This window comes from Sporosarcina luteola (assembly GCF_023715535.1).
Taxonomy (GTDB): Bacteria; Bacillota; Bacilli; order Bacillales_A; family Planococcaceae; genus Sporosarcina; species Sporosarcina luteola_B.
The window spans coordinates 721,927-743,856 of sequence record NZ_JAMBOI010000001.1 but is presented as its reverse complement, the minus strand read 5'-3'; the positions used below and the strand labels follow the sequence as shown (position 1 = coordinate 743,856).

Genomic DNA, 21,930 nt, shown 5'->3' with positions numbered 1-21,930 from the left:
GACTAAATGCTTCTTAAGATCATCGTCAATTCTTTTACCCATTTTGGACACTCTCCGTTCGCATATTATTGTTATCCTTATCCAAACATGCTCATTAGATTGTGTCCACTTTTTATACTACTTTCACTTCCGCGCTCAAAGCGAGGCCTCTCGCGCTCAAAGTGAGTCATTCCGCGCTCAAAGCGAGGCCTTCCGCGTCCAAAGAAAAATGCATAGTATCGATAGCGCCTGATCAACTACAAGCTGCCAACCATTGGCAACTTTTTTTATGCCAACGCAGTCAATAATCTTTATACTTGATATACTTTTTATACCGGTATACAATTAAATTAATTAAGTGGAGGTGGTACTCATTAAAGTATGTCCTTATTTAGAATCGTGCTTCGAGATTTTAGGAAGGCGATGGAACGGGCTTATTATTCATTACCTGTCGATCTGCCCCGAGTTCACTGCCCATTTTTCCGAAATGAAACGCGACTTGCCGGATATTACCCCCCGTTCGCTTTCAATGAAATTGATTGAACTCGCTGAGCACGGATTAGTCATAAAAAAAGTGGCAGAAGGAACGCCTGTCATCATTTCCTATCATCTGTCCGAAAAGGGACAGCAATTGGCTCTCGCTTTGCAGCCAGTACAAGCTTGGGCGCAACAGCATATTGAACTCGATTTATCCAATTACACTAAAGAAAAGGGGAATTGAAATGGAGAAAAACAATAACATGGTATGTGATATGGAAACTGGTATCTGTGGACCAGCGGGGGATGACACAGGAGCAATGGAATTCATCGATTTGTCAGCACCGAAAAAAACGATTGACCTCTATTATGTAACCGATCCGATCTGCTCGCATTGCTGGGCATTGGAGCCAGTTCTTCGAAAGTTTGTGCATCAGTACGGCCATTATTTTAATATGCATACGCTTATGGGTGGATTGCTTGAAAAATGGGGGAATGGTCCCGTCGATCCTGCAAACGGAATAAACGGACCTGCCGATGTAGCCGGTCATTGGAGAGAAGTTGGGGAACACTCTCGCATGCCGATTGACGGGACGGTTTGGTACGATAATCCTATCGAATCATCCTTCATCCCGTCACGTGTATATAAGGTGATTCAGGAGAAGCATCCGGAGCTTGCAAACACATTTTTGCGCCGTGCACGTGAAGAGCTATTTGCCTTCAATAAAAACATTGCACAAGATGATGTCTTGATTGATATTGTGAACCAAGTCGGGCTGAATGGGGAAGAGATCGTTAAACAATCTAAACTTCCAGAGGCAAATACGAAATTGCACGAAGACTTCCAGCTTGTCGCTAAGTTAGGAGTACGTGGATTCCCTACAATCGTCATGATGAACGAAGAACAACAAGGCGTCCGGATTGTCGGGGCTAGAACGTTAGAGGACTATGCAAATGGACTTCAACGCCTGTTGCCGAATGAAACGATAAAGCCGAAGGAACTTTCTGGATTGGATCAATTGCTTCAAGAGGAAAAGTTGTTGTTCTCTCGCGAAATTGAAGAATTCTATTCGATTGAAAAAAGTGAGTTGGATGACTTCCTACAAAGCCGATTAGCGCAAAATGCTTACACCGTAAGTAGCATTCTTGATGAAAAATACATTCAATTAAACTAATCTTAACAAAAGCGACTCCTCACAAGGATGTCGCTTTTTACTTACCATCGCAAATTTTTTCTTGTATAAATTATCATCTTTTATTACCGTGTAATTTGGAATGGAAGGGGAAATCTAAAGAGAGGCGGCAACTATGAGGAAGGAGTGGACGTAGATGAAACAAAATATCGGTACAGTGAATTCAATGGTGCGTATTGCGGGAGGACTGACTTTACTCGCATGGTCAATTGCGAAAATGGCTAGGGAGAAACCTTCTGGCGCTCAAATGTTTTTTTCCGTAATGGGTGCACAAAAAGTTGCGGAAGGAATTACTCGATACTGCCCGATGACGGATATGTTGGAATTGGATAAGTAGGAGGAAATAGAAGTGTGCGAGGCAGCAGCTTGCACACTTCTTAACAACGTTATACGTCCAGTATTCTGACTCAATCGAGCGGGGGCAGAACTAGTTTCCAGTGTGTTATTTCTCGAGCTCCAACAATTGCTTCTTCATTTCCAATCCACCCCGGAAGCCGGTCAATTTACCGTTTTTACCGATGACGCGATGGCAAGGGACGGTAATTAGTAAAGGATTGGCGCCAATAGCGGCTCCAACCGCCCGTACCGACTTCGGTTTTTGAATCCTTTCGGCAATATCTGAATAGGAGACCGTTTCTCCGAACGGGATTTCCTGCAGAGCCATCCAGACGGATTGTTGAAACGGAGTGCCATGAAGATCTACTGGCATTGTGAACGCTTGCCGTTTTCCATCCATATAGGCAATCAGTTCATCTGCGTAAGGTTCCAATACAGACCTGTCTTCCACCAATCGAAACGCAGGAAGTCGCTTCTTCGCCCATTCATCAAGTTCCTCGAATGGAGCATTATTTGGACCTGCATAACAGAGACCATCAGTTGTTGCCGCCAAATGGATGTTCCATTCTCCGTGAATAAAGAGGGTCCAATAGATGATGTCTTTACTATTCTTATCCAATCCAAAACTCCTTCCACTACTTACTCGCACTCCTCGTAAAAAATAATCCTATTTGAGAAAGGGTCAATAAGCCTCAATTCTAACGTACCCCAAGGTGTATTCTCAATACCGGGATTAGCAAAGCAGTAGTCTTTTTCCGATAGATAAGCATGATAGCCTCTAACATCCTCCATTTTTATACGGATTGCACTGCCAGGGGAAGCATCGCCATGATGTTCGGATAAATGCAAGACAGTTTTATTCTTAGAAATTTGAAAGTAAAACGGCATGTTCTCTGCAAATTGATGTTGCCAATCCATTTGAAACCCTAAATAATCCACATAAAAGGCAAGAGCCTTTCCAATATCAAATATCCGAAAGATAGGTGTAATCATTCAACAACTTACTCCTTTCGACTGAATGTTCCTAACCTTTAAACTGACAATAAGTATACTAAAGTTGTAGAAGAAAGCCCATCTAAAAATCGATCGGATGAGTTCTTTTTGAATTGTCAATCTTGATTAATGTAGTATGAAACGGGTAAGGAATACTATAGATCGGAGGTCATTTGAATGAAAAAAATCGGTACATTATCATTTGCCGGCGCGCTATCTCTTATGTTGATCGGCTGTGGTACGGATGGCCAAAGAGAAGAGCCTACCGTAAAAGAGGAGACTCCTGCGGACATAAAAGAGGAGACTATCAAAGAGGAAACTCCTGCGGACATGCTGCAAAATATGGATGAACTTGATTATGTAGAATTTGAATTGGAAGTTGAATATGCAGGCGATAACGAGTACGAAGCGGAACTCGAGACGAAAAGCGTAGGCACTGTTATAGCTAAAATTGAAGATGAATTGAATCATGTCAGGAAAGACGGAACAGAGGCATTCGATGAGTTATATCCTCTTGTTCAACAGTTGACGATTACACAGAAAACGAACAAGGATGAAGCGATTGCAGAAGTATTGAAAACCTTCAATCTGCCGACTGACTATACAAAATTTGATTTGGAAATCACATTCAATGATGGAACGAAAGTCGAATTTGAAGATAAGAAGAAATAAATAAAGCGACTATTAAAACAAACGTGGGTTTCATACTCACGTTTGTTTTGATTTGGTACGGCTTCCGATCAATAATTGCGCTTCTTATCCAACAATGATAAAATAGGGGTATAGGGTATATTTAGAATCGGGGTGAAATGGTTTGTCTGAAACAATTAAGAAAACAGTCCAACCAAACAAACAACAACTGTTAAATCGTTTAAAACGGATAGAAGGGCAAGTAAGAGGCGTTCATCAAATGATTGAGAATGACCGTTATTGTGTTGATATTCTCCATCAAATCAGTGCGATTCAATCTGCGATGAATAAGGTTTCATTAGCTTTATTGGAAGATCATACTCATCACTGTGTCGTGAAAGCGATAAAAGGACAAGATGGCGAAGCGGCAATTCAAGAGTTGATGAGCGTCATGAAAACGATGACCAAATAGTTAGCTGGAACTTTTTCTTTGTATACCTGCATAGGGTATGCTATATTGGGAGTGACAATATTCACAATACTGGGAGGTTTTCATAATGAAAGAAGTTTTAAAAGTAGAAGGCATGTCTTGTGGCCACTGCGTAAAATCAATCGAGTCAAGCGTCGGTGAACTACAAGGTGTTTCCGTTGTTACAGTGGACCTTGCGACTAAAGAAGTAACAGTTGAGTTCGATAATAAAACAAATATCGCGCAAATAAAGGAAACGATTGAAGACCAAGGCTATGACATCGCTTAATTAAAGGCTTCAGCTAACCATGTGGGGTATATAGAAAGAGAAATGGTTATACTACATCGTATAATCCTTCTTTTTTCAATTTAATATACCCCCACCCAGTATAGGAGGGATACAGATGACAACTATAGAAAAAACCTTGAAGATCGATGGGATGACATGCGCCGCATGTGCAAACCGGATTGAAAAGGGTTTATCCAAAATAGAGGGCGTTGAAAAGGCGAATGTAAACTTTGCACTTGAAAGTTCTACGATATTTTTCGACCCCGAAATCACGAACGTCGATGAGTTCACGTCTAGAATTGAAAAGCTTGGCTTTCACGTCATACAAGACAAAGCTGCATTTGACGTGACGGGCATGACCTGTGCAGCATGTGCGACAAAAATAGAAAGACGTATCAATAAGATGGATGGCGTTTCTAATGCAACCGTCAATTTTGCGCTTGAAACGCTTACTGTCGATTATGACAGCAGTCAAACAACCGTCGCCGAAATGAGGGCGAATGTAAAGAAAATGGGGTATGAATTGCTGTCGAAATCGGATGGCAATGAAAAAATGGACCATAAAGAGCGGGAAATCAAAAGGCAGACCCGGAAATTCTTAGTTTCTGCATTCCTCACGTTGCCGCTATTATGGACGATGGTGGCACATTTCGAATTCCTTTCCTTCCTCTACTTGCCGGCAATCCTCATGAATCCGTGGGTACAGCTGGCACTCGCGACACCCGTCCAATTCATCATTGGCGCACAATTCTATAAAGGCGCCTACTCGGCATTACGAAATAAAAGCGCCAACATGGATGTACTCGTAGCGCTTGGAACGAGCGCTGCCTATTTCTACAGTCTTTATTTAACCTTTGAATGGATGAATGCAGGCAGTGTCGGTCATCCGGAGCTCTACTTTGAAGCATCCGCCGTCATTATTACCCTTATCGTCCTCGGTAAATTATTCGAAGTACGGGCAAAAGGGAAGACGAGCCAGGCGATTCAAAAACTTCTTGGTTTGCAAGCGAAAACAGCACGCGTGTTGAAGGATGGAATTGAGCAGGAAGTTCCTATTGAGGAAGTCGTGGCAGGGGACATTATCCTCGTCAAACCAGGCGAAAAGATACCTGTCGATGGAGAAATCGTTTCCGGCCAATCGGCAATCGATGAATCGATGATTACTGGTGAAAGTATTCCTGTCGATAAGGTGGCTGGCAACTCCGTTATCGGAGCTACGATCAATAAAAATGGTTCATTGCAAATTAAAGCGACGAAGGTAGGCAGGGATAGCGCATTATCGCAAATTGTTAAAGTCGTTGAAGAAGCGCAAGGCTCCAAAGCTGAAATCCAACGTTTGGCGGATAGAATTTCGGGCATCTTTGTCCCTATCGTTGTCGGCATAGCCATTTTAACGTTCTTCATCTGGTATTTCGCTGTCACGCCGGGCGACTTCAGATCGGCTCTCATTCCAACCATTTCCATTCTCGTCATCGCTTGTCCTTGTGCGCTCGGATTAGCAACACCGACATCTATTATGGCCGGATCTGGTCGAGCTGCTGAAATGGGTTTGCTCTTCAAAGGCGGCGAACACCTTGAAAATACACGCTCCATTGACACGGTAGTGTTAGATAAAACAGGAACTGTTACAAAAGGTCAACCAGCATTAACAGACGTTATCGTATCGGAAGGCTTTATTGAGCAAGATGTCCTTCAATTGGTCGCATCGGCTGAGAACCAGTCTGAGCATCCACTTGCGCAGGCAATCGTAACAGGCGTCAAAGAAAAAGGTGTCGAATTGATTGAAGTGGAAGCTTTCAACGCGCTTCCTGGATACGGAATTGAAGCGGAAGTTGCTAGAAAGCATTTATTTGTCGGTACGCGAAAATTAATGCGCAGCCGTAATGTTGACCTTCATGATATTGAATCCACGATGGAGAAAATGGAGAACGAAGGGAAAACAGCGATGCTTATCGCAATCGATGGGAAGCTTGCAGGCGTCGTGGCGGTTGCAGATACTGTGAAAGAAACGTCCAAAGAGGCCATACGAAGAATGCAGGAACTTGGTCTTGACGTCATAATGCTGACTGGAGACAACCAACATACCGCTGAAGCGATTGGGCGGCAAGTTGGTCTGACTCATATCATTGCAGAAGTTCTTCCAGACCAGAAAAGCGATAAAATCAAGCAATTACAATTGGAAGGGAAGAAAGTTGCGATGGTCGGCGATGGCATCAACGACGCACCGGCGCTTGCTGTGGCGGATATCGGTATGGCGGTCGGCACCGGAACGGATATTGCGATTGAGGCGGCAGACATTACGTTAATGCGTGGCGATTTGAATAGCGTTGCGGACGCATTTATCATGAGCCGGAAGACGATGCGCAACATTAAGCAGAACCTGTTTTTCGCCTTCTTTTACAACACGATCGGCATACCGGTAGCCGCGCTCGGCCTGTTAGCCCCATGGGTTGCGGGCGCTGCGATGGCGTTCAGCTCGGTATCGGTCGTACTGAACGCACTTAGACTTCAACGAGTAAAACTGTAACAGCTTTCAAATACAAATACAAAAGCCCATCCATTCGGATGGGCTTTAACTATGTTACTGAATGAGACTCTTCACAGCTTTTGACATCGTAGCGCCGTCTGTTTTGCCGGCTAGGAGCGGCTTGGCAATCTTCATTGCATCCCCCATGTTCATACCTTGGACGACTCCCGCTTCTGTCAGCAATATCTTCACTTCATCCTCGCTTAATTGCTTCGGCAAGAATGATTTAAGCAAAACTAATTTCGCCTTTTCCTGTTCAATTAAGTCCTCACGCTGCGCTTTCTCGGCACCTTCCAACGCTTGATTCGTCTGTTTGATTTCGCGGTTGACGATTGCGACTTCCTCTTCCTCTGTCAAAGCGGAACCCTTTTCTTTTTCAGCAAGGTCAAGTCCGGACTTCAAAATTGTCAACACGCCTTTGGAAAGGACATCCTTATCTCTCATTGCCTGCTTTAGTTGTTCGAACACAGTTGTCTTTAGCATCGTTCAAATCGCCTCTTTTCATTTATCGAATGCATCCATCCCACTCGAATTTGTTTAATAATTATAGAGGAGGCAACCTTGAACTGCAACTTGTGGGTGTTGCCATAAGAAAAAGTAGAACAGAGCAGCTATCGAAATACGCTGAAGAACTTACTGGGAATATTCTTCAATTATTCAATTTAAACTGTAATGGGAAAAGGGGGCTGTCACAGGACAGTCCCCTTTGTTTTTGCCAATGGTGACCGATATCGGTCAATTCTTGCAAGTTATCGGTCGATTCCAATCAGATATCGGTCAACTCGACAAAGTTATCGGTCATTTCCTTGAACTTATCGTCATTTCGGGACCTTCGACTCACTGTACATCAAGTTAAATCTTCTTCACAAACTCCGATTTCAATTGCATCGGGCCGAAACCGGCGATTTTGCAATCAATATCGTGATCGCCTTCAACCAGCTTGATGTTTTTCACCGTCGTTCCCATTTTGACGACGTTTGAACTTCCTTTTACTTTTAAATCTTTGATAACAGTGATCGTGTCGCCATCGTTCAATTCATTTCCATTCGCATCGCGGACGACCGCAGCTTCTTCTTCGGTCTCCTGGGATTCCAATGTCCACTCGTGTGCACATTCAGGGCAAACAAACAGGTTTCCGTCTTCATATGTGTATTCGGAATTACATTTTGGGCAATTAGGTAAATTATTCATGACTTGATTCCTCCATCTAGTAGTATCAATCATACTATAGCAAAGAACAGGATTAATCCAAGTCGGGCGGAAGCAAAACACAACCGCATTTGTATAAATCTCAAGTATTTGCTATATTATAAGCAATATGGAATCACTGATGTGGCCAAGTAGATGAAAAATGTGAACCAGAAAGTATGGCGAATTGCTGAGAGCCGTACCACCGCTTTTCATTGAACCCTACCACGGAGATGTCATGCAAACATGACCGGGTCGTTTTCGTTACAGAACGTTCGAGGGCTTAGCATCGCTAGGCCGAATGAAGGTGGTACCACGTCTATCCAGCGCAAAGACGTCCTTATGTCAGGACAGCTTTGCGCTTTTTATTATGTATAGGGAGGAAATCAAGATGAGTAATCAGAAGAACGATTTTTCAAAATGGTATATCGACACGATCCAGAAGGCGGATTTAATGGATTATACACCGGTTCGTGGATGTATCGCATTCAAACCGGACGGCTACGAAATTTGGGAGCATATCCAAGCTGAAATGGATAAGCGTTTCAAGGAGACTGGCCACCGAAATGCATATTTCCCAATGCTAATTCCTGAGTCGTTTTTCCAAAAAGAGAAAGATCATATCGAAGGATTTTCTCCTGAATTACCATGGGTGACGGAGGCTGCAGGTGAGAAATTGGAAGAACGTTTGGCATTGCGTCCGACGTCCGAGACAATGATCGGCCACTTGTATTCCGATTGGATTAAGAGTTATCGTGACCTTCCAGTATTGATCAACCAATGGGCGAACGTCTTCCGTTGGGAAAAAAGAACATTGCCTTTCATCCGTACGTCTGAGTTTTTATGGCAAGAAGGCCATACGGCGCATGTCGATGAAGAAGAAGCACGTGCAGAAACAATGCAGATGTTGAATATTTATAAAGAAGTCGTGGAAGAGCTATTGGCGATTCCAGTTTATGACGGACAAAAAACGCCTTCAGAACGTTTTGCAGGCGCAGTCGACACGTATTCAATCGAAGCGATGATGAAGGACGGGAAAGCGGTTCAAGCAGGTACGTCCCATTATTTAGGTACGAAGTTTGCGGAAGCATTCGACATAAAATACCTAACAAGAGAGAACCGTCACGAATTTGTTCACACGACATCATGGGGAACTTCGACGCGGTTGATCGGCTCGGTCATCATGGTACACGGGGATGAGCAAGGACTTGTGCTGCCTCCACGTATTGCACCGACGCAAGTTGTCTTGATTCCGGTCGGTCCTTGGAAGAAGAACCCGGCTATCATGGAGAAGCTGGATGAAATCTTCGCGGAGTTGAAAGCGAAAGGTGTCCGTGTGCGGTTGGATGATTCCGATCAGTCGCCAGGATTCAAGTTCAATGAGTGGGAACTGAAAGGCGTTCCAGTCCGTGTTGAACTAGGACCACGTGACTTGGAGAACAATCAAGCGCTTATGAAAGCGCGTGACGAAGACGAGAAAGTCGCCATTGACTTAGCAAATATTGTCGAAAGCATAGAACAGGAATTGCAAACGATGCAGACACGCCTGCTTGATAAAGCGCGTGCATTCCGGGCGGAGCATTCCCATACGCATATCGACACAATGGAGGACCTGACGAAGCATATCGCGGATTCGACGGAGAAGGGCGAAATCCCTGGTTGGATCCTTGCCGGCTGGTGCGGCGAGGATGCGTGCGAGGAGCAAGTGAAAGAAGAGACAATGTTCACAACGCGAAATATTCCATTCAATCCACCAGCTGAAAAGTCGACGTGCATTAATTGTGGAAAAGACTCGAAACATACAGTTTGGTTTGCGAGAGCTTATTAATATTTTGAATGAATTAGGCTGCCATCCCTCGGGAGGCAGCCTTTTGCATGGAGATATTGAATATTTTTCGTCCATTTAGTGGTAAAGTGGTGATAAGATGATGCTAAGCGGTGATAAACTCACGTTGAGTGGTGATAAAGTGCTTCCGAGCGGTGATAAACATCTTCTAAGCGGTGATAACTCTTCAAGTTGGTGGTGACTTCATGTGAGTCGGTGGTAACCCCCCGATTCGGTGATAAACAGCCGCGATTCGGTGATAACTCATCCAACAAACTCCCGCCCCTCCCCATAAAAGTGTAGCCACGCTTCGTGAATGCCCCCCGCACAGTTTTCATTCGCCCGGAATAGATTCTCGCAAGGCTCCATTTCCAGCAACTCAGGCTGGGCATTGCCGACGATAACGGAAGGGTGGCCGAGGGAAAGCATGTCCCGGTCGTTGCCCGAGTCGCCTGCGATAAGCAGCTTAACGTCATCTCTCGCATACTTCCCGAGTACATATTCCAATGCGTTCCCCTTGCCGGCACGACTAGGAAGTACGTCAATATCCCGGTTTGAGCTGAAGATGAACGTATGTGGAATAGCCTGGGCATCGAGTGCTTTTCGGAATTCATCCACCGCCCCGACATCATCAGACACAGTAAAGGAAACACGTCGATCATCGGGCAGCTCCTGTCTTTTCAGCGAAGGAAAAGTGACAGCAATTTCGGCAATCAACTCAGGTTGCCAATCCTCCTGCATATGTCTCTTCCAATTGATATCTTCCAGCCCGTCGGCATGATAAATAGACGTACCCACATCCGTTATAAGCAGATTGGGAATTGGCAACCCTTCTTCCGCGATAAGCGATTGGGCGGAGGAAAAATGCCTGCCAGTCACATAGACGAGTGCGACCTCATGAGGCGCGCTGTTAAAGTACTCAAGCAGTCGCCCAAGCGCTTCCTCATCACCGACAAACGTTCCATCCAAATCAGTCGCTAGCAAATACTTTTTGTTTTTCAAACAGGACCACCTCATACAATTCATCCATTCTCTTGGCGACAGTGTCCCAATCGAATTCCCGCCGCGCATAGGCAGCAGCGCGTCTTCCGAGGGAACGGGCGAACTCATTGTTTGCTGCAAGTAGCTTCATGGCGAATGCCAAATGCTCATGGTTTTCCTTTTCAATGTGGATGCCCGTCTCTCGATGGCGGACTACGTCCTGTAACCCACCCACTTTCGAAGCGATGACAGGGCTTCCACATGCTTGCGCTTCCGCAGCGACCATTCCAAATGATTCGTACGTAGAAGGTACAATGACGGCGGTCGCTTCGTTGAATAAATCCGCCAATTGGCGTTGGGTACGGGCTCCGATGAATTCGATATTACGTTCCAATCCCTTAACCGCCTTTTTCAATTTCGGATCGGCCGGCAGTTTCTTTTGCATATCAATTTTATCCGGGTCTCCTCCTGCAATGACGAGCTTTGCGGATGGCGGCAGCTCATGCCGCTCCATTAGTAGTCTGAAGGCTTGAAGAAGCGTGTAGATTCCTTTCGTCTTTTCCAGCCTTCCTGCAAATGCAAAAAATGGCTGTCGTTTTTCCTTTTGGATTGTTGGTTTGAAGTTCTTGTCAACCCCTATGGGAATGACCTTAATCGGAGAAGGGTCTGCAACGAAGCTATGAATTAATTTCTTTTCGGTTGCAGTCGTAGCGACTACTGTGTCGGCTAATTGCAATATCAATTGCTCAGCGTCCATTCTTTTGTCTTCCCGAACGCCCGTCGCTTGCTCTTTGGCAATTGCTAGCGAGTGGGAAGTGTGGATCCATGGCAATCCATACTCCTCAGCCACTTTTGCACCAAGAAGACCGGAAAGCCAATAATGGGTATGCATCAAGTCATACGACGACAAGTCGATGCGAGAACGCATTTCGTCATAAAAATCATATAGCATGTCGTACATCTGGTTCTTCGGTACAAAGCCCTTTACCCCTGCTGATACACGGATCACTCGACATTTGGAGCCGAATTCCTCTATAGCAGGCGTTTTTGCATCAGCCCAATGGGTAATGACATCCACTGTATGGCCTTTTTTATCCAATGAAAGTGCTAACTGTTTTACGTAATTATTTTGGCCGCCTGCCTGTTCGCCTCCAAGCGGTGCAAGGGGATCGCCGTGATCAGAAATGAATACGATTCTTTTCTTCATGTAAACTCTCTCCTTCGAAGATATCAGAAGTATCCTTGTATCTAATGTCTTTATATACCCTTATTGACAAATAGAAAACATAGTTAGAGAGCAAGCTTTACAATAAAATAAACTCCTCCCGGTAAGAAATCGGGAGGAGCCACTTATCAATTAGTTGCCAATCGTATTCTCCATCACATTCAACAGTTCTTCTGCAGTCATTGCCCGCTCGCCGCCGCCTTGGACAAATGCATCATTCCCGCCACCTTTTCCGCCGAGTAAAGGTATGGCCGAAGCGGAAACCAGTTTCATGCTTGTCTCGGCGGATGCGCCCCGGGCCGCAACGAATTGAAGACGTTCTTCATTTTCGGCAACGAGAAGGGCGATTGCCGAATCATCCTCCGTTACAATCATCCGTGCCAATTTTTGCAGTTCTTGTACAGTCCGATTACTAAATGAGGCTTTTACAATGTTGCCATTCTTATTATCCAATAATTTTTTCATCTCGAAGGACAATAACTCTTCCTTTGCACTTTCCAATGCTTTTTCCAATGAATGATGAGAAGCTACTAATCGCTCGATCGCAACGCTTACGCCTTCCTCCGGTGCGCTCAGCAGTTTGGAAGCGGTGGACAGCTCTTCATGCTTGCGATGCAGCTGTTGTAGAACCCGACCGCCACAAGCAAAGTGGACACGGACTTTCCGCTTCTGTTTTTCCGTGGAGAGGATTTTCAGCAACCCGATTTGCCCTGTCGAAGAAGGATGGGTGCCCCCGCAGCCGTTATAGTCGAAATCGGGTATAATGACGAGCTTGATCTCGCCTGTCACGGCCAATTGTTTACGAAGCGAATACTCCGAAAGCTCGTCTTCCGTCACCCATTTTGTTTCAATAGGACGGTTTTCCAAAATGATATCATTCGCAAGCTTTTCAGCAGCAGCTAATTGCTCGGCTGTCACTTCTTCCGCGTCCAAGTCAATGGAAACGAGTCCTTTGCCTAGATGAAAACTGACTGTTTGGAATCCGAAAAGCCGGACAAAAGCAGCCGTCAAAATATGCTGCCCCGCATGTTGCTGCATATGGTCGAAACGGCGCTCCCAATCGATCTCGCCTACCACTTCCTCTTTGGAATGAAGCTCTTCTTCAAGAAAATGACGGATTTCACCATCCATCTCCTCCACATCAATCACTCGGATTCCTTCAATAGTTCCCGTATCATGCGGCTGCCCGCCGCCGGTCGGATAAAACGCCGTGTTGTTCAATACGACATAGGGGCGCCCCTCCGGATCCGTCCCATTTCCGATAATACGTGCACTAAATGACTGTTTATAGTTGTCTTGATAATAAATGCGATCCTTTAACATAAACCTGTCTCCTTATGTAATCCGTTTACAAACAGTGTACAACAAATAGAAAAGGGCTTCCCACTTATTTCAGTGAGAAGCTCCGTTCATTTTTTGTTCGAAAGGATAGGATCCTTTCAACTAACATATCATATTTATCTTTCCATAATACTCTCATTGCCAATGTCAGGAACAATAGAGAACCTAGAAGAACCAATGAAACGATACTTGTTATTTGAAAGAATACCATCTCTTTGAAGCCGCCAAGTCCCATGGAAATGATAATGCTGCTGACGAAAACGATGAAACAGATCGGCAACATTTGAATGAATATATCCTGGTTCCTTCTTTTTAAGTATTTCATCGTGAAAGGTGTAATGAATGCGATCAGCGTTATATATAATAAAACGATCAGCGTGTCGATGATAATCATGAAAATATCCATGCCCAAGAGCCTCCTTGCTATCTACTTCTCAATCTATACCCTATCTTCTTATAACATATGCATAAGAGCAGGCGAATCTACTTTTATACCTACAAAAAAAGAAGGGGAAAAAGGATCCCCCCTTCAAAACTCCGTTCATTCGATAATTTCAAAGCTCTGTAGCATATGAGAGAACCTTGCGCCATGGCCTTCTGCCGCTTCTAGGAAATATTTCTCGGTAATGACAAAGCTCCCATCCTTGCCGTTGCTGATGACGTACACATCAATAACCTTTCCATCCCAAGTCGACTCAGTAAGACCATGCAGCCAGAAACCTTCGACCGGCTCCGAGACCGTTTCAATTTCCCGCAGATCAGGGAAATCGACCTTCAACTTTTCCTCAAGCTCCTTCACAAGCATTTCCGGTTGATCGGTTGGATATTGTTTGATTTCCATGCTTACTTCGGGGTATTTCTCTGGTAGAGGTTCGATTGTCGTAATGACATCGGAATCTTCCCCTTTGATCATTTTATAACGGGATTCATCCACATAGATGATGTATTCGGAATCTTTTCCTTCATTCAAATGGACTTCTGTCGGCTCGTCCTGTCCTTCGATGCTTTGGATGATCTCCTTTTCAGGGACGAACATATCCTTTATGCCTTTGATTAAGGCCAAGCCGGGCTCGGTCTGTAAGGTGAATGCAAGGATTAGTGCTGCCGCTGCAATGAGCATTGCAGGCATCCATCGTTTTTTTCTTTTCATTGTTGTCCTACTCCCTTCAAACAGTTCCTCGTTGATTACATTCCAAATGTCATCCTTAAGTTCATGCACATCTGCGTCCGTTTTTTGTTCAAGCTCTGTCTTTATCCGGTCGTCAAATTTGCTCATCAGAACATATCCTCCTCTCGAGTGGGCTCCAGTTGCTCTTTCAACCGCTTTCTTCCTTTGAATAATCGCGATTTTACGGTGTTTTGATTCAACCCTAAAATGTCCGCGATCTCTTTTTCGGAAAATCCTTTAATATATTTCAAGATCAGCGGAATCCGGTGTGAATCGTCCAATGCTTGAATAATATCGTAAAGCTCCGTCAATTGATCGAACGATTCCTCTACGAGTGAAGGAGCGTTTTCCAGTGTTTCGATAGTTGATAGGGGAGATTCCCTTTTCATTAAACGAAGACATTCATTCGTCAATATACGATAGAACCAAGGGTCGAATGGCAATGTTGGATTATAGCTGCCAATTTGCCGATACACCCGGATAAACGTTTCCTGCACCGCATCTTTTGCCATCTCTCGGTTGCGGGTGATGGCGCTCGCCGTCCGGATTGCCGGACCCGCATACGCTTCATAAAATTGACGGAATGCGGTTTGGTCGCCTGCCCGTATTTTGCGAACCCACTTTTCCTGCTGCACGCGGCACACTCCTTTCAAAACAACCTAGTTTGTTGCTCTCCTATATATACCCTCAGGTTTGCCGAAAAGTTTTCGGCGCAACAAAAAAACCACATCACTTACTTAAGTGATGTGGAAATCTCCTCAATTCTTTTTCAATCGTATCCGTCGGTTAGCGATGCTAGGCAATGTCATGCCGATAAGGATGATCACAATTCCCGTAATCTGCAAAACGGTCATATGCTCATGCAGTAAAATCATCGACACAGTAACAGCGACTGGCAGTTCAATCGCGCTTAATATTGACGCCATCCCTGTACCGACTTTTGGAATGCCGATGGAGAAGAGAAGGATCGGCAAAATGATGCCGAACACCCCTAAAATCAGGCCATAAATCCATAAGCCGTTCAGCAATGTACCGTCCCATACGATTTGCGGCTCTTGAAAGAAGGTGATGGCGACAGCGGCGAAGAATGACATGAACAATAGCCTGGTGATCATGTCCATCCCTTCCACTTGCCGCTGATTCACCATGAGGAATGCCGAGAAACTGACTGCCGAAACCATTCCCCAAGCCCATCCTTGCCAAGGGATGCCGCTTAAGTCGGCATCGATAACGCCTGCAGCTAAAATCGTGCCACCGAATAAAAACAGTAGTGAAATGACTTCAATTCGTTTCGGAAGTCGCCGGCGGGCGATGCAATCGAAAAGCATGCCGATCCACGTAAATTGAAAGAGCATGACAACTGCGAGGGAAGCAGGCATCAAGCTGACAGCTTTCCCATAAACTGTTCCTGTGATTGCTGTTAGCAGACCGGCGATGACCAGCGTAAAACCGCCGCCGAACTTCGGAAGCGTTCGTCGGGTGAAAAGGTAAATAAGTGCGGCTAATAGAAAGCCGGTATAGTATTGGCTCGTCACTGCCTGAGATGCCGTATACCCGTCCGCAATGGCCAATTTAATAATCGTTGAAAGAATTCCATAGCTGCACGCTCCAAGAATGACGAACAGCGGATACATCCATGGTTTCATCTTGCGACCTCCAGTTCCAGTTCACGCAATAGTATAACACGGTTGTCGGAAATCAGTGCGGGTAGTCAATCTATAGGAACTGCGTCCAAAGAGTGCGGCTCAGCGTCCAAAGCGTGGCTCCGCACGTCCAAAGCAGGCCGTAACGCGTCCAAACCGAGCGATCCCGCGTCCATAGCAAGTGTTTACGCGTCCAAAATAAGCTGTCCGCCATTAACAGTGATTACAGTGTGCACTATTTTTAAAAAACTTTAATTTGTTATATACAACATATAACAAGCGTGTTATACTCGATCTATAACAAACGGAGAGGTTGTGACGTTCATGTCTGAACTTGCAAACATACCTTGGAATCTAATTTTGCCGATTCTTGTACTTCAACTCATCCTGGCAGTTGTCGCTTTGATTGATGTCATCAGAAATCAGCGGACAAACGGGCCGTTCATCATGTGGATTTTCATTATATTGCTCGTCAACATCGTTGGACCGATTTTGTATTTCATCTTCGGGAGGAAGCAATCATGACCAATTTGCTGCAGGTACATGATCTAGAGAAAAACTATGGGAGCCATAAAGCCGTGGATTCGATCACATTCGAATTGGCGGAAGGAACGTCCACGGCATTGATCGGGCCGAACGGAGCAGGGAAGACAACGACATTATCCATGCTCGCGGGCCTTGTCACGCCAACGAATGGATCCATTTTATTCCGAGGGAAACCAAAGCCGGATATCCGGGCATCGATCGGCTACCTTCCTCAATACCCCAAATTCTTCCCTTGGCTGACAGCACTTGAATTCACGGAGATGGCTGCAGTGTTGAGTGGTGTCGAAAAAAGGAAGGCATTAGCGGAAGCGAAAAAGACACTTGAGTTTGTCGGACTTGGGGATGCGATGAAAAAGAGGGCGGGAACGTTTTCCGGCGGGATGAAGCAACGTCTCGGATTGGCGCAGGCGATCGTTCATGAACCGGAGCTGCTGCTATTGGATGAGCCTGTGTCAGCGCTCGACCCGGTCGGACGGCGCCAGGTGATGAATTTATTGAAGGAACTTCAACAGAAGACGACAATTTTATATTCGACTCACATTTTGAATGATGCGGAAGAAATGACTGACCAACTGTTATTCCTAAGGAAAGGTGTCCTCGTTGAAAATGGATCGCTCGATTCCATCCGCGAGAAATACGCCAACCCTCGTATTCTCATCGATTTTGAGTCGGTCATAGAGGCTGAAAGGTTTACCGCACTTTCCCCTTGGGCAGTCAGATTGGAAAAGAAGCAAGTATCCATCGATGCAGGCAAGGATGAGGTAAGTACGTCTGAAGTGGTAGCGTTATTGCATACAGAGTCTCTGCATATACGGAAAGTGGAATTGCAGACGGCTAGCTTGGAAGAAATTTTCATGAAAGTGGCGGTGGAGGAATGAGCAGCTTGAATGCATTATTGCACAAGGAATTACGGGAAAACATCCGTAATTTTAAAATGTATTGGATTCCGATTGTGTTCGTCATCTTTGGAATACTAGAGCCGATCTCGAACCATTTCCTCCCTGAAATTATGAAAAGCGTTGGTAACCTGCCGGAAGGGGCAGATTTAGTATGGCCGGAATTCCGGGGAGAAGATATTTTTGTCTCATTAATGGGCCAATATCAGTTGATCGGCATCCTCGTTATCATCCTCGCTTTCATGGGATCAATTTCAGGAGAGCGAAAAACCGGGACGGCAACGCTTCTATACGTGAGACCGATGTCGTTTAGTCAATATTTCCTTAGTAAATGGATTGTCGTCAATGCGATTGTGTTGGCAAGTATGTGGTTAGGTTTTTTTGCGGCATGGTATTATATCCAGATTTTATTCAACTCAGTGGCGGCAGGGGAAGTCTTCGCGTTTCTAGGGACTTATAGTTTATGGTTGGTTTTCGCTGTGACAGTTGTCCTTGCATTCAGCGCTTGTATGTCTACGGGAGGGGCTGCGGGGCTATCAATTTTGGTCCTGCTCGTTTTCCAGGTCATTGACGGTATACTCGGCACGTACTGGACGGTCTCCCCATGGAAATTGAGTACGTATGCATCGAATGTGTTCGGTGCATCTGATGGTCAGTCAGCTTATTGGATGAGTGTTGGACTTACGGCTATTCTCATTATTGTACTTGTCTTTTTCGGTATGTACATGGCGAAAAAGAATGCTGCCAAGACCTTAGTCTAATCGTTATCTGACATTTCCCGGGGAATACCGACACCTAACGACATGAATGTTTGCATTAAAAAGTAGAGGGATTGGAAATTCCACCTCTACTTTTTTGCAATTATTTATATTTCTCCTCGCTGGAAGAACTGCTTTTCGTATCACGGTGATGGTCTTCCTCATGTTCTTCCAATCTTACATCCTCCAATGGAATCGAATCGACTGTTTGCATATCCTCGTGCATGTCGTAGATGCTCTCCTTGTCAGTCGGCAAATTCTCTGGGTTGTCCATAAAGGGACCTTCGGCATTTTTTCGATCTTCTGAAGTGAAGGGTTTTTTCTTATTCATTGAAAGCACTTCCTTTCTTTCCTTATTCTATTCACGTGATTTGCCTGTACTAAACATTGAATACAAACAAATAAAATGTGTTTTCAGTCGAATCTAGGGGTAAAGTAATAAAAATAAATGAAGAAAAGGAGTGTTTGACAAGTGGAAAAGAGATACGTCGGTAGGAGCGAAACCGTGGAAACCGATAAAGCTGTAGAAGTCGAAGACACGGAAAGGGATAGCAGGGCACAAATGACAGACAGCGGTGAAATGCTGTCAGGCGACAACATCTTGCAGCCGAGGGATGAGAATGCCGGGACTGTCCCGCGAATCAATACTGATCATTTATAATGAAGGGAAGGCTGCCTCCCTTTAAGGAGACAGCCCACCTATTGTTACTTTAGCGACGCTCATTCTTGTAATTGCCGAAACGGTCCTTGAATTCGCCGATTTCCTGCTGTGCTTCGCCTTTCAGTTTATCCAGTTTTCCTTCAGCCTGTAGCATTGGATCGTCCGTTGCATTGCCGAATTGGTCTTTTGCTTCACCTTTGACTTTATTCACGACGCCTTTGAACTTGTCTGAGTTTCCTCTTTCGTTCATCATAAAACCTCCTCAAAGAGTAGTAGTTTTTAAATACCCCATAGGGAAAAAGGCAAACGTAAAAATTTGACGGATCAAGATTTCCGAACTGGCAAGAGTGGATAGTCCTTGAAAATTATGTCGAAAATCTGGATGAACTTACCTGTCCCGATTTTTAAGTGATTTATATAATAGAAGTGTACATATAGCATTTCTTGGAGGAGATGGAATGATAAGAAAAGGTCGTTTTGCAGTTTGGAACGGTAAAGAATATCCCATCGTATCCCAACGACGTAAATATTTTTTGCAGTCTGGGAGTCCGGAAGACAAGGAAATAGGATTTGTTGAAATGGGAACGAATGGCCATTTATTCAAGGAAGTCAGCACGGATGAATTGGAAGACGCTTATGAAGTTTTCCCATATGCCATTCTGTCGGGTCATCGTTTTGCGGTGGAGAGTTATGAGCAGGAGACAGGGATGGTGACGTTCGTGACGAATAACCCATTTGCCTATAAGAAAGTCGCTGTCAGTCCTTACGGCAAAGATGAGTTTCGAATCGATCTTCCGCTGGACGAAGTTGTAATCTTGGAAGACCGCATTCCTATTTTGAGTTTTGAAGAATGAATCAATGGGCAGATGAAGGTGATGTTATCTTCCTTCATCTGTTATTTTTTTGATGTTCGCAAACTTATACAAAATATCATCCGATTCGGAAGGATTTCCCCGCCCATCTGTGTTATTGGAAATGAAGTATAGTGACTCCCCGTCCGAATGGATATCCCGAATCCGACCATAGCCTTCAATTTTTTCTACAATCTCCATCGTTTCCGGGTCAATCACTAAAATGGCTTCCCCTCTGAGAGCCGCAACATATAGCAGGCCGTTGTGAAACGTCATTCCGGACGGCGCCCATGTCTCGTTTGTCCCCGAAGTGAGCAGCGGCGAAATCATGCCTTGCTTGCTCTCAATCCCTTCGATTTCGGGCCACCCATAATTTCCACCTTGCTCAATCTTGTTTATTTCGTCATTTGCGGACTGCCCATGCTCCGAAGAATAAAGTTCACCCTCCGCATTCCATGCAAGCCCTTGTGGATTGCGGTGCCCCAAACTGACAATGGTGAAACTGCCATCATCCTGCAGTTTTACTATTTTACCGTTGAATGAATTCGGGTCTTGTGCATTTTCAGGAGCAGCTCCGTCACCAATCGTGGCAAAAAGAACCCCTTCCGGTGATAATGCAAGCCGTCCCCCGTGATGGACAGGCCCTGATTCAATTCCGTCCAAAAGGATTTCCGTCTCCTCCCATTCCTCTCCGGCGTACTTCAGCGTCACAATTCGATTGACGGGAGCTCCGTCCGAATTATACGTGTAATACGCGTAGGCAAGTCCGGATTCATCGAAATCATCGTGAAGAACAAACCCCAGCAACCCTGCTTCTGCAGCATTTGAAAGTGGATCTGACAGACGTACTTCCTCCCGTTTCGTTTTCCCGTTCTTCTCGACTCTTACAATCGCCCCAGCCCTCTCTGAAATGAAAAAGCGTTCCCCGTCCGAAGCAATAGACCAGGGGGCTTCCAGATTCGTGGCCAGTCGTTTGGCAGGAATATAGGTTGCAGCCGTTTCACCATTCAAAGAACAACCCGCCAATACCGCTAGACTCATGATGAATAATAGAAGCTTCTTCAATTGAAACATCTCCTTCCAAAGGCCTCATTTCAGAACAATATACCGCAATTGGATAATTTATGCTCGAATTGTATGAAACCTATAAAAAATCGGACATGCTAGATGGCACATACAGGAAGGAGGAAACAAAATGGCTAATGAACAAAAAGGAGTGTCGAGGCGCGATTTCCTGAAAACGACAGGAATCGCCACAGGGGCATTAGTTGGAGGGGGACTGATTGGGGGTCTTGTCGGCTATAACGTCAATAAAGACGGTGTGCAAACAAAGGGTGGCACGCAAAACGCGGAAAACCATGATACGACCTCGGTGAAAGGCTTAATGTTCTTCACGAAACGTGCTGATTTCAATATACTTTCACAAGCCGTTGAACGGATTTTTCCGGAGGACGATCTCGGACCGGGTGCAATCGGTCTTGGTGTTCCTTATTTCATAGATAACCAGTTGGCGGGAAACTACGGTAGCAACGCGCGCGAGTATATGCAAGGTCCGTTTTTTGCAGGGGAAGCGACACAAGGATATCAAAGCAGGCTGACTCGGGCAGAGATTTTCCGACAGGGAATTGCAATGATGGAAGATGAGGCGCAGAAACGATATCAGAAAGGATTTACCGAGTTGGATGGCGGGCAAATGGATGAGATTCTCACTTCCATCCAAAAAAACGAAGTGGAGATGAAAGGTGTATCGTCGGAATTCTTTTTCCGGCTGCTCCGCCAAGCGACATTGGAAGGAGCTTATGCCGATCCGATCTATAACGGCAATACGAACATGGATGGGTGGCGGATGAAAGGATTCCCTGGCCATCAAATGGCATATATCAATGTAATCGAAGAAGAGAAGTTTCAAAAGATCGAACCAAAATCAATTAGCAGTATGCAGCATTGACGGAGG

At 45.1% G+C, this 21,930-nt stretch carries 29 protein-coding genes; 15 read left to right on the top strand and 14 right to left on the bottom strand.

Annotated elements, in window-relative coordinates; translation table 11 throughout:
* Positions 1-352: 352 nt before the first annotated feature.
* The 3 genes from M3191_RS03505 (at position 353) to M3191_RS03495 (ending at position 1,986) form a co-directional block, all read left to right on the top strand.
* Entirely contained in the window at positions 353-700 is a 348-nt protein-coding gene (locus M3191_RS03505) for a winged helix-turn-helix transcriptional regulator (protein WP_251698092.1), read from the top strand.
* A 1-nt stretch (position 701) separates the two neighbouring features.
* On the top strand, positions 702-1,631 hold the full coding sequence (locus M3191_RS03500) for a DsbA family protein (protein WP_251698041.1): 930 nt from the start codon (positions 702-704) through the stop codon (positions 1,629-1,631).
* A 154-nt stretch (positions 1,632-1,785) separates the two neighbouring features.
* Positions 1,786-1,986, top strand: coding sequence for a YgaP family membrane protein (locus M3191_RS03495; protein ID WP_251698040.1), 201 nt, complete (start codon positions 1,786-1,788; stop codon positions 1,984-1,986).
* A 105-nt stretch (positions 1,987-2,091) separates the two neighbouring features.
* Here M3191_RS03495 and M3191_RS03490 read toward each other — a convergent pair whose 3' ends face one another.
* Positions 2,092-2,604 (bottom strand): methylated-DNA--[protein]-cysteine S-methyltransferase, encoded by a 513-nt coding sequence (locus M3191_RS03490; protein WP_251698039.1) that lies wholly within the window; start codon positions 2,602-2,604, stop codon positions 2,092-2,094.
* 20 nt (positions 2,605-2,624) lie between these two features.
* Positions 2,625-2,978, bottom strand: coding sequence for a glyoxalase superfamily protein (locus M3191_RS03485; protein WP_251698038.1), 354 nt, complete (start codon positions 2,976-2,978; stop codon positions 2,625-2,627).
* Between the two features lie 177 nt (positions 2,979-3,155).
* Between M3191_RS03485 and M3191_RS03480 the strand changes: the two genes are divergently transcribed.
* From M3191_RS03480 to M3191_RS03465, 4 genes are all read left to right on the top strand, one after another.
* Positions 3,156-3,650 carry a YusW family protein gene (locus M3191_RS03480; protein WP_251698037.1) on the top strand — a complete coding sequence of 165 codons (495 nt, stop codon included), beginning with the start codon at positions 3,156-3,158 and terminating at the stop codon, positions 3,648-3,650.
* A 142-nt stretch (positions 3,651-3,792) separates the two neighbouring features.
* Positions 3,793-4,080, top strand: coding sequence for a metal-sensitive transcriptional regulator (locus M3191_RS03475; protein WP_251698036.1), 288 nt, complete (start codon positions 3,793-3,795; stop codon positions 4,078-4,080).
* Between the two features lie 85 nt (positions 4,081-4,165).
* Positions 4,166-4,366, top strand: coding sequence for a copper chaperone CopZ (gene copZ, locus M3191_RS03470; protein ID WP_251692974.1), 201 nt, complete (start codon positions 4,166-4,168; stop codon positions 4,364-4,366).
* 115 nt (positions 4,367-4,481) lie between these two features.
* A complete protein-coding gene (locus M3191_RS03465) occupies positions 4,482-6,893 on the top strand; it encodes a heavy metal translocating P-type ATPase (RefSeq protein WP_251698035.1) in 2,412 nt (803 codons plus the stop codon).
* 54 nt (positions 6,894-6,947) lie between these two features.
* On the opposite strand, the gene M3191_RS03460 is transcribed toward M3191_RS03465, so the two are convergent.
* Entirely contained in the window at positions 6,948-7,376 is a 429-nt protein-coding gene (locus M3191_RS03460) for a GatB/YqeY domain-containing protein (protein WP_251698034.1), read from the bottom strand.
* 223 nt (positions 7,377-7,599) lie between these two features.
* Here M3191_RS03460 and M3191_RS03455 point away from each other — a divergent pair, with 223 nt between their 5' ends.
* Positions 7,600-7,749 (top strand): hypothetical protein, encoded by a 150-nt coding sequence (locus M3191_RS03455; protein ID WP_251698033.1) that lies wholly within the window; start codon positions 7,600-7,602, stop codon positions 7,747-7,749.
* Here the strand turns inward: M3191_RS03455 and M3191_RS03450 are convergent.
* Positions 7,746-8,084, bottom strand: a complete 339-nt coding sequence (locus M3191_RS03450; protein ID WP_251698032.1) for a zinc ribbon domain-containing protein YjdM — start codon at positions 8,082-8,084, stop codon at positions 7,746-7,748. The two genes, M3191_RS03455 and M3191_RS03450, sit on opposite strands and share 4 nt — an antisense overlap.
* Positions 8,085-8,472: 388 nt before the next feature.
* On the opposite strand from M3191_RS03450, the gene proS reads away from it, so the two are divergent.
* Positions 8,473-9,909, top strand: coding sequence for a proline--tRNA ligase (gene proS / locus M3191_RS03445; RefSeq protein ID WP_251698031.1), 1,437 nt, complete (start codon positions 8,473-8,475; stop codon positions 9,907-9,909).
* A gap of 261 nt (positions 9,910-10,170) precedes the next feature.
* Here proS and M3191_RS03440 read toward each other — a convergent pair whose 3' ends face one another.
* The 7 genes from M3191_RS03440 to M3191_RS03410 all read right to left on the bottom strand — a co-directional run bounded on the left by M3191_RS03440 (position 10,171) and on the right by M3191_RS03410 (position 16,267).
* A complete protein-coding gene (locus M3191_RS03440; RefSeq protein WP_251698030.1) occupies positions 10,171-10,908 on the bottom strand; it encodes an HAD-IIB family hydrolase in 738 nt (245 codons plus the stop codon).
* Entirely contained in the window at positions 10,877-12,094 is a 1,218-nt protein-coding gene (locus M3191_RS03435) for a glycosyltransferase (protein ID WP_251698029.1), read from the bottom strand. Before M3191_RS03435 ends, M3191_RS03440 begins: the two co-directional genes overlap by 32 nt.
* A 150-nt stretch (positions 12,095-12,244) precedes the next feature.
* Positions 12,245-13,435: an alanyl-tRNA editing protein gene (locus M3191_RS03430; protein ID WP_251698028.1), complete on the bottom strand. Its 1,191-nt coding sequence runs from the start codon at positions 13,433-13,435 to the stop codon at positions 12,245-12,247.
* A 64-nt stretch (positions 13,436-13,499) separates the two neighbouring features.
* Positions 13,500-13,859, bottom strand: a complete 360-nt coding sequence (locus M3191_RS03425) for a hypothetical protein (protein WP_251698027.1) — start codon at positions 13,857-13,859, stop codon at positions 13,500-13,502.
* Between the two features lie 135 nt (positions 13,860-13,994).
* On the bottom strand, positions 13,995-14,729 hold the full coding sequence (locus M3191_RS03420) for a hypothetical protein (RefSeq protein ID WP_251698026.1): 735 nt from the start codon (positions 14,727-14,729) through the stop codon (positions 13,995-13,997).
* Positions 14,729-15,256, bottom strand: a complete 528-nt coding sequence (locus tag M3191_RS03415; RefSeq protein ID WP_251698025.1) for an RNA polymerase sigma factor — start codon at positions 15,254-15,256, stop codon at positions 14,729-14,731. Before M3191_RS03415 ends, M3191_RS03420 begins: the two co-directional genes overlap by 1 nt.
* A 123-nt stretch (positions 15,257-15,379) precedes the next feature.
* On the bottom strand, positions 15,380-16,267 hold the full coding sequence (locus tag M3191_RS03410) for an EamA family transporter (protein ID WP_251698024.1): 888 nt from the start codon (positions 16,265-16,267) through the stop codon (positions 15,380-15,382).
* Positions 16,268-16,588: 321 nt separating this feature from the next.
* Here M3191_RS03410 and M3191_RS03405 point away from each other — a divergent pair, with 321 nt between their 5' ends.
* The 3 genes from M3191_RS03405 to M3191_RS03395 are packed head-to-tail and all read left to right on the top strand — an operon-like array spanning position 16,589 to position 18,467.
* Positions 16,589-16,789 (top strand): PLDc N-terminal domain-containing protein, encoded by a 201-nt coding sequence (locus tag M3191_RS03405; protein WP_251692998.1) that lies wholly within the window; start codon positions 16,589-16,591, stop codon positions 16,787-16,789.
* A complete protein-coding gene (locus M3191_RS03400) occupies positions 16,786-17,688 on the top strand; it encodes an ABC transporter ATP-binding protein (RefSeq protein ID WP_251698023.1) in 903 nt (300 codons plus the stop codon). Before M3191_RS03405 ends, M3191_RS03400 begins: the two co-directional genes overlap by 4 nt.
* Positions 17,685-18,467, top strand: a complete 783-nt coding sequence (locus M3191_RS03395) for an ABC transporter permease (RefSeq protein ID WP_251698022.1) — start codon at positions 17,685-17,687, stop codon at positions 18,465-18,467. The genes M3191_RS03400 and M3191_RS03395 overlap by 4 nt, the downstream gene beginning before the upstream one ends.
* Positions 18,468-18,567: 100 nt before the next feature.
* Here the strand turns inward: M3191_RS03395 and M3191_RS03390 are convergent, their stop codons facing one another.
* Complete coding sequence (locus M3191_RS03390) at positions 18,568-18,795, bottom strand: hypothetical protein (protein ID WP_251693004.1); 228 nt, start codon at positions 18,793-18,795, stop codon at positions 18,568-18,570.
* 141 nt (positions 18,796-18,936) lie between these two features.
* Between M3191_RS03390 and M3191_RS03385 the strand changes: the two genes are divergently transcribed.
* Positions 18,937-19,125 (top strand): hypothetical protein, encoded by a 189-nt coding sequence (locus M3191_RS03385; RefSeq protein ID WP_251698021.1) that lies wholly within the window; start codon positions 18,937-18,939, stop codon positions 19,123-19,125.
* 49 nt (positions 19,126-19,174) lie between these two features.
* Here M3191_RS03385 and M3191_RS03380 read toward each other — a convergent pair whose 3' ends face one another.
* On the bottom strand, positions 19,175-19,375 hold the full coding sequence (locus M3191_RS03380) for a CsbD family protein (protein WP_251698020.1): 201 nt from the start codon (positions 19,373-19,375) through the stop codon (positions 19,175-19,177).
* Between the two features lie 208 nt (positions 19,376-19,583).
* On the opposite strand from M3191_RS03380, the gene M3191_RS03375 reads away from it, so the two are divergent.
* Positions 19,584-19,979 carry a hypothetical protein gene (locus tag M3191_RS03375; RefSeq protein WP_251698019.1) on the top strand — a complete coding sequence of 132 codons (396 nt, stop codon included), beginning with the start codon at positions 19,584-19,586 and terminating at the stop codon, positions 19,977-19,979.
* Between the two features lie 24 nt (positions 19,980-20,003).
* Here M3191_RS03375 and M3191_RS03370 read toward each other — a convergent pair whose 3' ends face one another.
* Positions 20,004-21,041 (bottom strand): PQQ-dependent sugar dehydrogenase, encoded by a 1,038-nt coding sequence (locus M3191_RS03370; protein ID WP_251698018.1) that lies wholly within the window; start codon positions 21,039-21,041, stop codon positions 20,004-20,006.
* Between the two features lie 130 nt (positions 21,042-21,171).
* Here M3191_RS03370 and M3191_RS03365 point away from each other — a divergent pair, with 130 nt between their 5' ends.
* Complete coding sequence (locus tag M3191_RS03365; protein WP_251698017.1) at positions 21,172-21,924, top strand: gluconate 2-dehydrogenase subunit 3 family protein; 753 nt, start codon at positions 21,172-21,174, stop codon at positions 21,922-21,924.
* The last annotated feature ends 6 nt before the right edge of the window (positions 21,925-21,930 follow it).